At 41.7% G+C, this 14,628-nt stretch carries 13 protein-coding genes and 1 tRNA gene; 5 read left to right on the forward strand and 9 right to left on the reverse strand.

Going from position 1 to position 14,628, the window contains the following annotated elements; translation table 11 throughout:
* Positions 1-75: 75 nt before the first annotated feature.
* The 7 genes from ACKTT2_RS16645 to ACKTT2_RS16675 all read right to left on the reverse strand — a co-directional run bounded on the left by ACKTT2_RS16645 (position 76) and on the right by ACKTT2_RS16675 (position 4,450).
* Positions 76-1,254, reverse strand: coding sequence for an ATP-binding protein (locus tag ACKTT2_RS16645; protein WP_407888824.1), 1,179 nt, complete (start codon positions 1,252-1,254; stop codon positions 76-78).
* Positions 1,255-1,283: 29 nt separating this feature from the next.
* On the reverse strand, positions 1,284-1,460 hold the full coding sequence (locus tag ACKTT2_RS16650) for a type II toxin-antitoxin system RelE/ParE family toxin (RefSeq protein WP_407888826.1): 177 nt from the start codon (positions 1,458-1,460) through the stop codon (positions 1,284-1,286).
* Positions 1,450-1,677 (reverse strand): hypothetical protein, encoded by a 228-nt coding sequence (locus ACKTT2_RS16655; protein ID WP_407888828.1) that lies wholly within the window; start codon positions 1,675-1,677, stop codon positions 1,450-1,452. Before ACKTT2_RS16655 ends, ACKTT2_RS16650 begins: the two co-directional genes overlap by 11 nt.
* A 467-nt stretch (positions 1,678-2,144) precedes the next feature.
* Positions 2,145-2,675 carry a hypothetical protein gene (locus ACKTT2_RS16660; RefSeq protein WP_407888830.1) on the reverse strand — a complete coding sequence of 177 codons (531 nt, stop codon included), beginning with the start codon at positions 2,673-2,675 and terminating at the stop codon, positions 2,145-2,147.
* Positions 2,676-2,678: 3 nt separating this feature from the next.
* Positions 2,679-3,218, reverse strand: coding sequence for a hypothetical protein (locus ACKTT2_RS16665; RefSeq protein WP_407888832.1), 540 nt, complete (start codon positions 3,216-3,218; stop codon positions 2,679-2,681).
* Positions 3,215-3,988: a TIGR04255 family protein gene (locus ACKTT2_RS16670; protein ID WP_407888834.1), complete on the reverse strand. Its 774-nt coding sequence runs from the start codon at positions 3,986-3,988 to the stop codon at positions 3,215-3,217. The genes ACKTT2_RS16665 and ACKTT2_RS16670 overlap by 4 nt, the downstream gene beginning before the upstream one ends.
* A 388-nt stretch (positions 3,989-4,376) precedes the next feature.
* Positions 4,377-4,450 (reverse strand) — tRNA-Pro (locus ACKTT2_RS16675).
* Positions 4,451-4,583: 133 nt separating this feature from the next.
* Between ACKTT2_RS16675 and lipA the strand changes: the two genes are divergently transcribed.
* The 4 genes from lipA to ACKTT2_RS16695 all read left to right on the forward strand — a co-directional run bounded on the left by lipA (position 4,584) and on the right by ACKTT2_RS16695 (position 9,007).
* Positions 4,584-5,453: a lipoyl synthase gene (lipA, locus tag ACKTT2_RS16680; protein ID WP_407888836.1), complete on the forward strand. Its 870-nt coding sequence runs from the start codon at positions 4,584-4,586 to the stop codon at positions 5,451-5,453.
* Between the two features lie 153 nt (positions 5,454-5,606).
* On the forward strand, positions 5,607-6,518 hold the full coding sequence (locus tag ACKTT2_RS16685; protein WP_407888838.1) for an NAD(P)H-dependent glycerol-3-phosphate dehydrogenase: 912 nt from the start codon (positions 5,607-5,609) through the stop codon (positions 6,516-6,518).
* 419 nt (positions 6,519-6,937) lie between these two features.
* Positions 6,938-8,188 (forward strand): RNA polymerase sigma factor SigC, encoded by a 1,251-nt coding sequence (gene sigC / locus ACKTT2_RS16690; RefSeq protein WP_407888840.1) that lies wholly within the window; start codon positions 6,938-6,940, stop codon positions 8,186-8,188.
* A 363-nt stretch (positions 8,189-8,551) separates the two neighbouring features.
* Positions 8,552-9,007 carry a Fur family transcriptional regulator gene (locus ACKTT2_RS16695; RefSeq protein WP_407888842.1) on the forward strand — a complete coding sequence of 152 codons (456 nt, stop codon included), beginning with the start codon at positions 8,552-8,554 and terminating at the stop codon, positions 9,005-9,007.
* Positions 9,008-9,086: 79 nt separating this feature from the next.
* Here ACKTT2_RS16695 and ACKTT2_RS16700 read toward each other — a convergent pair whose 3' ends face one another.
* A complete protein-coding gene (locus tag ACKTT2_RS16700) occupies positions 9,087-10,331 on the reverse strand; it encodes a peptidoglycan-binding protein (protein ID WP_407888844.1) in 1,245 nt (414 codons plus the stop codon).
* Positions 10,332-10,842: 511 nt separating this feature from the next.
* Between ACKTT2_RS16700 and ACKTT2_RS16705 the strand changes: the two genes are divergently transcribed.
* Positions 10,843-12,837, forward strand: a complete 1,995-nt coding sequence (locus ACKTT2_RS16705) for a GAF domain-containing sensor histidine kinase (RefSeq protein ID WP_407888846.1) — start codon at positions 10,843-10,845, stop codon at positions 12,835-12,837.
* A 230-nt stretch (positions 12,838-13,067) separates the two neighbouring features.
* On the opposite strand, the gene ACKTT2_RS16710 is transcribed toward ACKTT2_RS16705, so the two are convergent.
* On the reverse strand, positions 13,068-14,357 hold the full coding sequence (locus ACKTT2_RS16710; protein ID WP_407888848.1) for an HhoA/HhoB/HtrA family serine endopeptidase: 1,290 nt from the start codon (positions 14,355-14,357) through the stop codon (positions 13,068-13,070).
* Positions 14,358-14,628 lie beyond the last annotated feature (271 nt).

A 14,628-nucleotide genomic window follows, 5' to 3' on the forward strand; every position in this document is an offset into this window, starting at 1 on the left:
AAAACACTTTTTTGTTGGTTCGGCAAGGGTTTCGGGATTTGAGAAGGAATCATCGCGATTTGCGTTAAAACACTTTTATGCCCAAAAAGGGAGATAGCGGGCATAGCGGCTAGAGGTTGATTCGGATTGGTCTGTCTTGATTAAGCCAGCTTCTTTGGTAGCTCCTATAATTAGAGAAACGGTTGCTGCCTGTGACTCACTTAGACTGAATCGATCGCGTAAGGTTTGGTTAGACATTCGTTTATTGCTGACATAGAGCAGACAGCAATGTTGGTAGCAGGCTCGAATTCGGTCTGTTTTGCTCATCTCAGCAAAATCCTGATGAGCAAATAGCACTGTTGTAGTGCGTGTGTCACCTACTCGAAAATCTGGTGCGGGTAGTTGAAACATCTCTGCTGCGCTGACAACTTTGTCAATGCCACTGCCTTTTTCTTCACATATACCGAAACGTCGCATTAGGTTGGCGAGTTGTTCGTTACGGGAGCGATTTTCATCAATAAATCGCTCCACCTTAATGGGCGGGATACCGGGATTAGATATCTCAATGCGATCGCCATACATCTCGATCGTCACCGAAGTTCCTGTAGCTAGAAAATCTTGATGCATCAAAGCATTAGCAATAAGTTCTCTTAGAGCCTGTTTCGGGAACATCTTTACTTCTTCCCGCACAACTTCCTCAATAAAGCGATTTTGCGGTGCTGCTGAGTGAACAAAATCGACTAATCCGTCAAAGCCAACAGCATATCCTCGGTTGTCTGTCTTGTCATCACGGGTTTGCAGCTTATTGATACCCTCATATATCACGATACGGGGTGCTTTACGAGCCAATGCAGGGGAAAAGGCATCCAGTTTTTTTGCCAAAAGGATGGCTGCTAGGTTTGTGATTGTCCAACCCTGTGCTGTTTGTTTGATTAAATGTTGGCTCTGCAATCTTTCAAGGACGGCATCGCGGCTAGTCGGATAGGGAATTTTTAGCAGTTCAAAGTACGTTTGAGTATCTAGTAGGGCAATTACATCGTCAGGGCTAGCGTTACATCGGGCTGGTTGGGAAAACCAATCTTGTTGATCTTCAGCAAAAATGCTCTTGAGTACATCTGGTGTCATCGGCACTAAATCTTCTCCCACTCTCATTAGGTAGGCTCCATCAAATGCCAATGGTTGTCCGACAGGACGGGTTGGCACTTCAAAAACCAACACTCGTCCATCAGGATGCTCCAATTCTGTAACATCTACCCGAAATCTAAGTTTGTCCACAATGCGAGCTTTGATCTCGTTGAGGGCGGTTAAACCTGATATTTCACTCCAACAATTCTGTCTCCAGGAATTTCACCTGCTTGCAGTTGCTCAATTAACGGTTGGAGATCTCTACGAATTGAACGATAACGTTTAGCCAGTTCTTGAAGATCCTTTTTAAACCGAGGAGTCAGAGCAATTTGGATCGCTGATGGTTCACTCTGCATCAATACCTTCCCATATTTCTGAAAGGGGTAGAGTTTGCCCGCTTAATGCTTCTCTGATGCCTTGATGAATGCCTTCAATCACAATTTCAGTGGGTGTTTCTTCATCAGATAATTCTCGCTCTAAGCCTAAGCGAAAGGAGTGAACTATATCATAAATTTCTGCTAGTTTGTCTTCGGGTATATTTTGCAGTTCTTGGATGATTTTATCAATTAGCATAAATCAATCCCTCGGTTTGTTAGTGAATCATCAATAAGTTTAGCTGCATTCATTATGGATCATCTTTAAAATATGATAGTCCGTTCATAATGGAATTTTGAATGTTTCTGTAATCATTCTCTTCAAAGAGATTTATAGTCAATAAACCGATAAATTGAGATTGCTGGTAGATCGGCATGGTGAGCTTTTGAGCCGATTCGGTTATGTGCTGCTTGTTATACCGAGTCGTCATGTCACAAAATTGAATGGCAGTTTAAGGTAACACGAGGGTGCGCTCACCACAACTTAACTTTGCTGTCAGAATGTCCTAACTGTGGGGCAAGGTTTAAGATTCCGGCGTTGTGGGTTGATGGGTGGTGTCAGAGATGTTTTATGAGATTTGGGGAGATAGTGCGGTGGCAGAAATCTGTATAAATTAAGTATAAAAATTTAGTAATACCAGTAATTTCTTAAAACTAAGAGTGATATTAACTTTCACACTCCAAGTATTGTTTAGCCCATTCTTTAGCCTTTGCTTGATACTGCTGATTTACCTCATTAATGTATCTTGCGGCAATTTTACGCATATTGTTCTTATCCGGAGCGGATTTAACGAATTCTTTAAAAGAGCCATTCCCTTTCAAAAATAATTCAATTGCAGATCTTAATTGAACATCATCTAATGTACAGAGTTCATAGTGTAAATAAGCAACTGTTGGTATTGGAAAATTAGTATCTTCAACTTGATTTACCATTACCCCTACATTACTAAAACAAAACTCTTTAAATCCTATCAAGTTTACAGTATCAAGATGCCCTTTCAGCAGTAGCATTCCCAATGCGATTTTCTCTAAATCTTCAGGACATGATGCTAACCATAAGGAGGGGAATCCCTTCCCCTCCTTGATATCTCTTAAATATCTACTAGCGTGTTCTGGAGATGGAATTGCCTGCTGTTGTGTTCCTGCTTTCCACATGGCAAGGCTTTTCACACCCCTGTAATACAATATTTCACTCACACCTTATAATGACTCCAAGTATTCACGTACAAATATACTCTCTTCATTTTTAAGCAAATTTTTGCCTTCTGCAAGTATTTCTTCTGCTATTTGCACTTCACCCAAAGCAAAACTTATCGCCTCTAATGCTGAATATCTGACTTCGGCTTCTGGATGTTTTAATAAAATCTTAATCATTGAAGCCGCATCTTGCGAATATAACTTACTTTCTAAAAGAGCGGCAAGAAGCCGTGCGATAGCTTGTAGACGAAACAAATCTAGCCTTGCTATAACTTGATGCAGTATTTTAATGTCTTCTTTTGACAAAGCTGCATGACCTTCAATTAGTGCATCTCGAATTTCTTCAACTCTGTCTTCAAAGTCACAAATATCTGTACTGGAAAACAGATACATAGACGTACTGTATTTCCATATTATTGACTCTAATCTATGTAGATTAGCAGTTCTTGCTGTCTTTACTATTTTATAGTGTTCAGGACTACTACCACTACTGGATGTAGGATTTAAATACTGACCACTCTTTGGAGCAAGTAACGTACTCATTGAAAAAGCTCCTTTGTTTTTTCTGTAATACTCTTGAAAAATATATCTTCTCTAAAACATTTTAGATTCACTTCAAAGATTTTTCCTATTTCTTCATCATCAGGAGCGAGATTAACTTCTTGAAAAACATCAATATCAAATATTAAAGGATAAGCTTTCTTACTTTCCTGATTTTCAAGCATCTGACCAATTGTTTGATTAATAATTGCTCTAGACGGCTGATATTGTGTATGACTTAAAACCAATTGCATAAAGTAGCCTTCAATTGCTACTGATAAATCACTTGGTATTTCTGGTAATGTTTTTATATATTGTTTTAATTCTATTCCTCCTTCTCTCGGTAGGGGTATATTTATTTGATTTACATAGCGTAAACCAAGACGCACTACTTTTAAAGGGGACGTAATTTCAACATATTTTTGCCATAGTTCATATGCTTCTCCATAAAAATCTTTCCAGCTTTGATAAGGTTTCAATTTACTAAACGTAAATCCCTGTAATTTAGCTTGAATTATTTTTTCTTGGTCATTAGAAATAAAAATATATCCTTCCGGTTGATTGGACATTGAAAATAACCGAGGATTTATTTCTTCCGGCTTTTCTAAATTTAATTCAAAACCTCCTTGAAGCGCTATTTTCTTTTGAATATTCGGGAAAGATTCTTTTATATCTTCTTGAAAAATCAAAAGTTCTTCATAATGAAAATCATCACGAAGATTGACTGTTATATCAAAAATAGCTTCAGTTATGGGTGGATTAGGAAATCTCATGTTTCATTAATTTAGAAACCGTTAAAAACTTATGACTAAAATTTTAGTAGCCATAAATAGTCTACATGACTTTAACGTTATTTTCCGTATCATAGCTGTATACTACATCAAACCTTTATAAGTATTTGTGGTTCTACCCCACAAACCCTTGTAACTTCATCTCCCTTTCCTCCCAATCAGGCCAATAAGCAGATATAAAGCACTTAAACAGCTTCTCGTGGGTAGATATGCTTAAATACTCAGTCAAACTGTTACTACACTACTTGAAGTATAGAGAAATACCTGTACTTAGCTGATTCATCCCACATTTATGCAACGCCAATTTGACAATACGGACACCAATTTGTCAACGCGGTCTAATAATTTGACAATTGACAACAATTAAAAATCGGGATGACTGGATTCGAACCAGCGACCCCTTCGTCCCGAACGAAGTGCGCTACCAAGCTGCGCTACATCCCGGCAATAAAATGCTAATATAAGCATATCACAGCAACTGAATAAATGACAAAACCAGATTGAAAAATTCCGTGCATGGCATCTCATAAACCTTGCTAACATAAATTGTGTATATCTAGAGTGGTAGAAACAAACTGTGACTGTAAAGCCAGACTGGTTGCGGGTAAAAGCGCCTCAGTGGGAGCGTGTCGGCAACGTTAAAGAAATTTTACGGGATTTAGCCCTCAATACGGTTTGTGAGGAAGCGTCCTGTCCGAACATTGGGGAGTGCTTTAACGCTGGTACAGCCACATTTTTAATTATGGGACCGGCTTGCACCCGTGCCTGTCCCTATTGCGATATTGACTTTGAGAAAAAACCCAAGCCTCTAGACCCGACAGAACCAAACCGACTTGCAGAAGCAGTACGGCGGATGAAACTCAATCATGTGGTCATCACCTCTGTTAACAGAGACGATTTACCGGATGGTGGCGCTTCGCAGTTTGTCCGTTGTATTGAAGCCATCCGCACTGTTTCTCCCCACACGACTATTGAAGTTTTAATCCCGGACTTGTGCGGAAATTGGGAAGCACTAGAGTTGATTCTTCAAGCACGACCGGAAGTTCTCAATCACAACACGGAAACAGTTCCTCGTTTATATCGTCGCGTCCGTCCCCAAGGAAACTACGAACGGACAATGGAATTGCTACAACGTTCTCGCGCCTATGCACCTGGGGTTTACACCAAGTCCGGGATTATGGTGGGTTTAGGCGAAACGGATGAAGAGATTCGCCAAGTCATGCGGGATTTACGGGTTGTGGATTGCGATATTTTGACGATTGGGCAATATCTCCAACCGACTCAAAAACACTTACAAGTCTCTCAATTTATCACCCCAGAGCAATTTGATTCTTGGAGAACCTTTGGTGAAGAACATGGGTTTTTACAAGTTGTTTCTTCTCCATTGACAAGAAGTTCTTATCATGCAGAACAGGTTAGAACTCTGATGGAGCAGTATCCAAGGTAAAAGGGTCAGTGGTTAGTAGGGGCGCAATGCAAGAGCGCCCGTACATAGTTAGTGGTTAGTAGGGGCGCAATGCAAGAGCGCCCGTACATAGTTAGTGGTTAGTGGTTAGTGGTACTCTTTGACAACCAACAACTAACAACTAACAAACAACAAATGACAAATGTTGCCATTTTGGGTGCGGGTGCTTGGGGGACAGTCCTAGCGACTCTGGTCAAAGCAAACGGTCATGAGGTGCGCCTGTGGTCGCGACAGGGTGCTGCAACCTTGGAACAGATCGTCCAAGATGCCGATCTGATTGTTTCTGCTATTTCTATGAAGGGTGTCAGAGACGTTACCTCTTCACTCCAGTCTGCTGTGGTTTCACCAAAAACTATTTTTGTCACGGCGACGAAGGGCTTAGACCCAAAAACCACTTGCACGCCTTCGCAAATTTGGCAAGAAACTTTCCCTAATCATCCTGTTGTTGTTCTCTCAGGACCGAATTTATCTAAAGAAATCGAACAAGCATTACCCGCCGCAACAGTTGTCGCAAGTCAAAATATGGCGGCGGTGGAATTCGTGCAATCTATTTTCTCTTCTAGCCGTTTCCGGGTTTATACCAATTCCGATCCTTTGGGTGTGGAATTGGGGGGAACCCTGAAAAATGTGATTGCGATCGCAGCCGGCGTTTGTGATGGTTTGCAATTAGGAACCAATGCCAAAGCTGCTTTGGTCACCCGTGGACTCACAGAAATGGTTCGGATTGGCATTCACTGGGGTGCAAAAATGGAAACTTTTTATGGTTTGTCTGGATTGGGCGATTTGTTAGCGACCTGTAACAGTCATTTAAGTAGAAATTATCAAGTAGGGTATCAATTAGCTGGCAATAAAACACTCGCAGAAATTCTTTCCCATTTACAAGGAACTGCAGAAGGAATTAACACGACTAACGTTTTAGTGGAACGAGCTAGACAGCACAATATTCCTATCCCAATTACCGAACAAGTTTATCGTTTGCTGGCTCGAGAGGTGACACCTCGGCAAGCATTAGAAGAGTTAATGTTGCGGAATGCTAAACCGGAATAGCTGAACTTTTTAACCACATAACTAATTATTTGTGAAGAGGAAATTAGCAAATCTTCAGGAAATTACTTAAGCACTCATGTAGATATGACTATGAAAACGACCTTTAGGACTTTATACCGATATATGGCTATACTTAGCACTCAAAGTAAAAAAACCAAATTATTAAGGTTGAAATCCTAAACAAGGAACTCGCTTTTTCTAGTCCTATTCTGAATTTTCATAGCTATTGGTAAAAGGGAGAAGCTCAGTAACCGAACCTTCGGAAGTACTGTGTCAAAAAAAACCAGTACGGTTTTTTTGAAAAAAAACCTAAAGGTCACCCCTAACCGTGTTATTTCTTCAAAGATCGCGGGAACAATAGCAACAGTTAATTAGCTGACCTAAATCTGTTGTTACCTGGAGCCATTGAGACGAACTTTATGCCAGCAACATTTTCTTACGCAGATGCCACCTACGAGTCAAAACAGTCCAGCCCAGAGTTTGACGCCGATCTCACGGTTGATGAGAGTGAATTGCCGATAGAGGAACTGGAAGAATTGGAAATGGCTGCTTCCGACCCTGTAAGTCTTGGCGCAAGTCCGAACCGTCGCAGTACAGACTTAGTACGTCTGTATCTTCAAGAAATTGGTCGGGTTCGCTTGTTAGGGCGCGATGAAGAAGTTTCAGAAGCTCAAAAAGTCCAGCGCTACCTGCGGATGCGAATCCTTCTTGCCAAAGTGGCGAAGGAAGGGGATGCAATTCTGACTCCATATCTTCGGATTATTGAAGTTCAAGAGCGATTGGTATCAGCACTGGGACATCGCCCTTCTTTGGAACGGTGGGCGCGTGAGGCTGGTGTAGATGTGTTTGAACTCAAGCAATCCTTAGGACAAGGAAAACGCCGTTGGGCTGAAGTTGCCAAAATTACAGTTGAAGAACTCGAGCAAATTCAGTTACAGGGTCTCCAAGCCAAAGAACACATGATCAAGGCGAACCTTCGCTTGGTGGTATCCGTTGCTAAAAAATATCAAAATCGCGGTTTGGAATTACTCGATTTAGTCCAAGAAGGAACTCTTGGCTTGGAAAGAGCTGTTGAAAAATTCGACCCTACTAAGGGTTACCGCTTCAGCACCTATGCTTATTGGTGGATTCGTCAGGGAATTACTCGGGCGATCGCAACTTCTAGCCGTACTATCCGCCTACCAGTCCACATTACAGAAAAACTAAACAAAATCAAGAAAGCTCAGCGCAAAATTGCTCAAGAAAAAGGTCGTACCCCAACCTTAGAAGATTTAGCACAAGAGCTAGATATGACACCTACCCAAGTTAGAGAAGTTTTACTAAGAGTTCCTCGTTCTGTCTCTTTAGAAACTAAAGTTGGTAAGGATAAAGACACGGAGTTAGGAGAATTACTCGAAACCGACGGCGTGACTCCAGAACAAATGTTGATGCGAGAATCTTTACAAAAAGATTTGCAACATCTTTTGGCAGATCTCACCAGTCGGGAACGGGATGTGATATTGATGCGTTTTGGTTTGTCAGACGGTCATCCTTACTCCTTAGCAGAAATTGGACGCGCCCTCGATTTATCACGCGAACGAGTTCGCCAAATTGAATCCAAAGCCTTGCAAAAACTACGTCAACCCAAGAGACGTAACATGATCCGCGACTACTTAGAATCTTTAAGTTAGGAATTGGGCAATGGGGAACTCGGGGTTCCCTCTGGGGACAAGGGGCAATGGGGATTGGTAATATAATTGATTGCCAAAGTATTACAAAAGACAGATGACAAAGAACAAATGACTGTTTGGCTCCCCAGTTCCACATTTCTGAATAGGTTGTGGCACATCATTATCATTTAGGCAAGCTCAAATTTCCCACAACTTTTCTGGATGTCTTTCCATGTGGAGTCGGCAATCAGTTAACTAATCGTCAGGGTACAATTACTCATACTCAATTGATTAACAAATGTTCTCAACAAGCAAGTTTTATTGCAAATTACTCCGAACATTTGCTATATTCTCAATTAATGAGTTTTATTGAGAAAAATAGCCATGACTGTCTACTCAGCAACCTCACTTAAGGCGGAACTAAATGAACGAGGCTGGCGTTTAACTCCCCAACGTGAAACAATTCTACACATTTTTCAAGACCTTCCGCAAGGAGAACACCTTAGTGCTGAAGATCTCTATGAAAGATTGGAAGTAAAAGGAGAAGGAATTAGTCTATCAACCATCTACCGCACTCTCAAGTTAATGGCGCGGATGGGTATACTCCGAGAGTTAGAACTTGGTGAAGGACACAAACATTACGAACTCAACCAGCCATACCCTCACCACCACCATCATCTTATATGTGTAAGGTGTAACATGACTATCGAGTTCAAGAACGATGCAATTTTAAAAGTTGGTGCAAAAACTGCTCAAAAAGAAGGTTATCACTTACTCGACTGTCAATTGACAATTCATGCAATTTGTCCCAAGTGCCAAAGGTCATTAATGCCCCTTTAGCACTCCGGTAGATATGTTCTGGAATTTTAGGTGACAGGCGCAAGCATGAAGACCGGCAAACACCCGAAGCGGATGTTAATTAAAAGCGTCCGCTTCTCACATCACTCAAGCTAATACCATAGAATTCTTGAGCTTGTTTAATCGCTTGCTTTGTTTCATTCCCCATAACACCATTCAGATTGCCTTTGTAGAAACCTCGCGATTGCAATCGTCTCTGTATTTCCAGAGTATCAAAGTCACTTTTAGCACTAGAGCTAACCAAATCGTGTAATTTAGCACGAGTTGTGGGACCAGCAATACCACTAGGTGCTAGGTAATTCTTGGCTTGAAATCTCTTAACAGCATCAGCCGTGTAAGGTCCAAAGTAACCGTTTGGTTCCCCCTGCAAATAGCCCGCTTTGATTAACTGTTCTTGCAGCACTCTGACAGCTTCTCCGCTATCATTTAGGCGTAGCTTGTCTTGACTTATACCTCGTCTGGTAGTCTCTTCACCAGTACCAATACCTGTTGGAGGTAATCTTCTTTGCGTAGCTGGTCCTACGATACCATCAACGTCTAATTTATAAGCTTCTTGGAAACGTTTTACTGCATCTTCAGTAATAGGACCATAAATTCCCGTTGAGTTACCGTAGTAAAAACCAGCAACGCGCAATCTTTCTTGCAAGGTTTTCACCTCTTCACCTTCATCTCCCCGTTGCAGGAGGTTGGTATCGCGACGCTTAGCGGCGACAGTTACCTCACCAGAAGGTTTTTCAGCTTGAGAATTTTCAACACTGGTTTTTTTAGCTTGTGAATTCTGGCGGCTAGGTTTTTTCGCTACAGAACTCTCAGCATTCGGTTTTCTAGCTTGGGGGGTATTCTGGCGGCTAGGTTTTTTGGCTGTAGAACTCTCAGCGCTGGGTTTTTCGGCTTGGGTATTCTCTTGTGTCACTTCCCAACCATCTAACTTTTGTATAGTCACTGGTCCTGCAACACCAGTAACTTCTAAACCAGCTGCTTTTTGGAAGCGCCGGACAGCTTGCTCTGTGGAAACATCATACACTTGTGTGATGGGAGCTTGATAAAAGCCTGTCTTTTTTAATTCGTTTTGTAAATTTCTGACAGAAGGACCCTTATCACCTTGTTGTAATGCTAAAGCACTACTGTACGCATTGAGCACAGACAAGATAAGGGCAAGAGGTAACATATACTTCCACGCCTTACCAGAGAGACGGTTCCAGTCAGGAACTGCTGCCTTGTCAAACAAACTGCTGACAGAGATAATTTCACTGGAAGGCAGATCTTCGTAGACAGAAGCTGCATACAGATACGCAAGATTCTCCATAATTTCTTTCTAAACCACCTATTTTTCTTCTTCTATGGCCGATCGCGGCTTGATGGACTAAGTGTGTTAAATTTTCCAGTGTTGATATACATACATCTTGCCATAAACCGCGCTGATACGCTTGTAGAAATACAATACGGCTGAAACGGTTATGCTTTGCTTGTCACGCTCTTGCCTTCAATCGAGTTAAACCGAATTTTGTTAAAAAATCCGTTTCATAATAGACTTGCGCTGCTAGCGAGGTATGGTTGTCTCTTACGATTACAATTAGAGTAGACCTTTATTACGTCGCACAATCTCCTGCACGACTTCTAATCCATAAGCCCAAGAGCGAACTATGAGAGTGGAGCCTGTTCTAAAAAAATTATCTCTTCTGATTGAGGGTTCCATCCTCTTAATTTTGCATTAATTACGATACATAGTCCCTAACAACCGTTTTAAACTGTTGGTTAGGATACAGTGGCAAATTTTCAAGCAACTGCAAAAACCCTCTCGCGCTAGATTGTAAACAATGTCTATTTCTTCTGATTTGAGCTTCTCTCGTACCATACGCAATAGTACATTTGTTCGGTTTGGGGAGTTGCTGTTGCAAATGGCTCAATCAGTGGGAAAGCCATCTCTACTTCTTACAGAATCCGCGCTTGTTGCGATCAATGTACCTTCGGAATGGCAAGCACAACGTTTTACTGTGTTGGTATCCCAACAGTTTAGTGCGCTTTTAGTAGGAACTTCTTTACAGGACACGGGGGATAAGGCACATCTGACAAGATCTTCACAGCCTATGACTTCCGCAACGTCTTTCTTATCCTCTTCTAGTGATTCTCTACTGAATTGTTATTTAACATTTAATTTAGAAGAAATTGTCTCTTTTCTAGCAAATTTGAAAGGTTTGTTCGACCGAGATTCCCAAACATATCAAACTTTGGAACAGTTCTGTCAACTTCCTATTGCTAATAATGATGCTACATTACAAAGCAAATTCACGTTATTCTTGTTAAGAGAGCTTTTGCCAAAAAATCAAGTGGAGACAGAATTAGCTGTAAATTCCCCTTATGTTTCTGTCTGTCAACCTGTGGAAAAAGCTCTGGAAAAACAAATAGCTCAAGAGAAGTTGTTAAATCAGGTAACAACTCAAATTCGTAAAAGTTTGGACTTACCAGTCATTATGTCTACGGCAGTTGCACAAGTTAGAGAATTTTTGGAATTAGACAGACTGGTGATATATAAATTTGAGTATTCTATTGCTAAAAGTCAAGAGACTATAACTCACGAACAACACTCTCCTTTGTCTCTCCCGAACTATACGCTTTTTTCAACTCCGCATTCTCTAAAGGAAGACTTGGAAAACAATACGGGTTGTGTGGTGTATGAAGTTCGCGCTCATGACGCTATTCCATCAGTTTTGCATTACATGGAAAAAACTTGTTTTATTCAACCAAATCAATGTTGGGAAAAGTACAAACAAGGTTATACGTTGTGTGTGGATGACGTAGAAAAAACATATGTTTTAGAAGAGTGTTTGTTAGAGTTTTTAAGAAATGCTAAAATCCGGGCAAAATTAGCTTCACCGATTGTTTTTGAAGAAAAACTTTGGGGCTTGCTGATTGCTCATCAATGCGATCGCCCTCGTTCTTGGAGTGAAAGTGAAAAAATTCTGTTGACATCTGTGGCGGAACAATTAGCGATCGCAATCTATCAATCCGAGTTAATGCGTTCTCTCACCAAAGAAAAACAAACTTTGGAAGAACGTGTTGTCGAGCGTACAGTCGCTTTACACGATGCTCTCGTTGCTGCAGAAGCTGCTAGTCGTTTAAGAAGTGAGTTCCTCGCCACTATGAGTCACGAACTACTGACACCTTTAACTTATGTTATTGGGATGTCTTCCACTTTACTACGTTGGTCTTTTGGTGAGTTAACAAAGCGTCAACGAGATTATTTACAGACAATCCATGATAGCGGCGAGCATTTATTAGAGATGATTAACGATATTCTCGAACTCTCTCAAATAGAAGCAGGTAAAGCAGTCCTAAATATAACAAGCTTTTCATTGATTGACGTAGCAGAATCTACAGTTAACAGATTAAAAGAAAAAGCAACTATCAAAAGAGTGAATTTGAAACTGGATTTGCAAATTAATGGAGAATGCGATCGCTTTACGGCTGATGCGAGGAGAATACAACAAATTCTGTGGAATTTGCTAACTAATGCCATCAAGTTTACACCAGAAGGAGGCAACGTTACATTACGCCTCTGGATAGAAGACGAAAATGCAGTCTTTCAAGTCGAGGATACAGGTATTGGTATTCCAGAAGATCAATTGTCACTCCTATTTGAGAAATTCCACCAACTCGATACACCTTACCGTCGCCGTTATGGAGGAACTGGATTGGGTTTAGCATTGACCAAACAGCTTGTAGAACTTCATCGAGGTCGCATTGAAGTAGAGTCAACCGTAGGCGTCGGTTCAATCTTCACTGTTTGGATACCTCCAGTAGTTAGTAGTTAGCTCTAACAAGCGAGGCGGAGCCTCTAGTAATGTATTCCCAGCCTCTGGCTGGGAACGAGAGACAAACGAATTATTCGCTGGTCACTGGTCACTGGTCACTGGTGAGTCCAGCGCTGCAGGCGGGTCTCCCGCCGTAGGCGACTGGCGAACCCGTAAGGGTCACTGGTTACTGGTGAGTCCAGCGCTGCAGGCGGGTCTCCCGCCGTAGGCGACTGGCGAACCCGTAAGGGTCACTGGTTTCCAGCGTCTCTAAGTTCGCCCGGACGCACGGTAAACTCCTGAGTTCGATCGCCCCGCATTACTATTAATTGCAAGGGCTGGTTGACTCGGCTTTTTTCTACCAAGTTTTGCAATTGTTCGGCAGAAGTTACTTTTTGTTCGTCAACTTGAGTGATGACATCACCTCGACGCAACCCAGCAGAGGCGGCTGGGCTGTTGGGTAGGACTTGCATAACTAACACGCCATTGACTTCCGGTACAGCCAAAGTGGAATTCGGATCGCTATTAATTTGTTTTGCCTGTTCTGGTGTCAAACTTACCATGCGAACACCAATATAAGGATGGGAGATTTTTTCACCACGCGCTAAGGTATCTTTAATTAACTTGGCTTTATCAATGGGAATCGCAAACCCAATTCCTTGAGCATCAGCACGAATAGCAGTATTGATACCGATAACTTCTCCTTGCTCGTTAACTAAGGGACCGCCAGAGTTACCGGGATTGATAGCAGCATCTGTTTGTATAAAATCTAACCGTTTATCAGGGATTCCAACTTGAGCGCTAGAGCGGTTTAAGGTGCTAATGATACCCAATGTTACAGTATTATCTAAACCTAATGGATTACCGACTGCTATTGCCCAATCTCCTACCTGCAAATCTTGAGAATTGCCCAAAGTCGCAACGGGGAGATTTTTTCCTTTAATTTTTACAACAGCTAAATCTGAGGGTTCATCTACCCCACGCACTTCTCCTTTAAGCTTGCGCCCGTCTTTCAAGGTGACGGTGACAGAATCAGCACCACTCACTACGTGAGCGTTTGTAATAATTATACCATTAGAATCAACGATAAAACCAGAGCCTTCACCTCTTTGTCGGTATTCTTGAGGTGCTCTAGAAAAATCGTCTCCAAAAAATTCTCGGAAGAAAGGGTCACCAAAAAATGGGTCAGGAGCACGCATTGTGATGGTACGCTCTGTATCGATGCGTACAACAGCGGGTCCAACTTTATTAACAGCTGTACTCACAAAACTACGAATAGCTGCTTTTTGAGATTCTACAGGAGGTGCGTTTTCTGGTGCGATCGCCCTTGGCGCAAGCCGTACCCGGCTTATCGCTTCTACTTCAGTAGTACTTGGTGTGGTAATACTGGAAAGAGACGATCGCCCTAGAATTGGCAGGTTAGGAAATGCCCACAAAGTTGTCAAAGTCAAGCCAATACTCAAGATTGCTACCAAAACATGGCTCGTCACTTGACGCCAAAGGGGTGAAAATCGTTGTTCTTCAGAAGATGATAATGACATATCTAATTTCTAATATCCCGCAAAACATGACTCATCGTCTCTAAAACCATTATTACCAGAAGAAAGGCAGAGGGTGAGGGCAAGCTATGTGCATAATCACTAGCTGGCGCTACCCATAAGTAAATGATGCTTTCTGACTCAGGAGGTTATAACCCGTGTTTGAATGATAATCTAAGTCAACCAAGAGCGCTCTTGGTTTCTGGCGAACGCGCCAACTCAAGTAGTTGCAATCATAGGGTAAGTTATGAGAAAACGTGAAGATCTTGTGCAA

The organism is Scytonema hankhaensis NUACC26 (assembly GCF_045865695.1).
In the GTDB taxonomy this organism is placed as follows: domain Bacteria; phylum Cyanobacteriota; class Cyanobacteriia; order Cyanobacteriales; family Nostocaceae; genus Scytonema.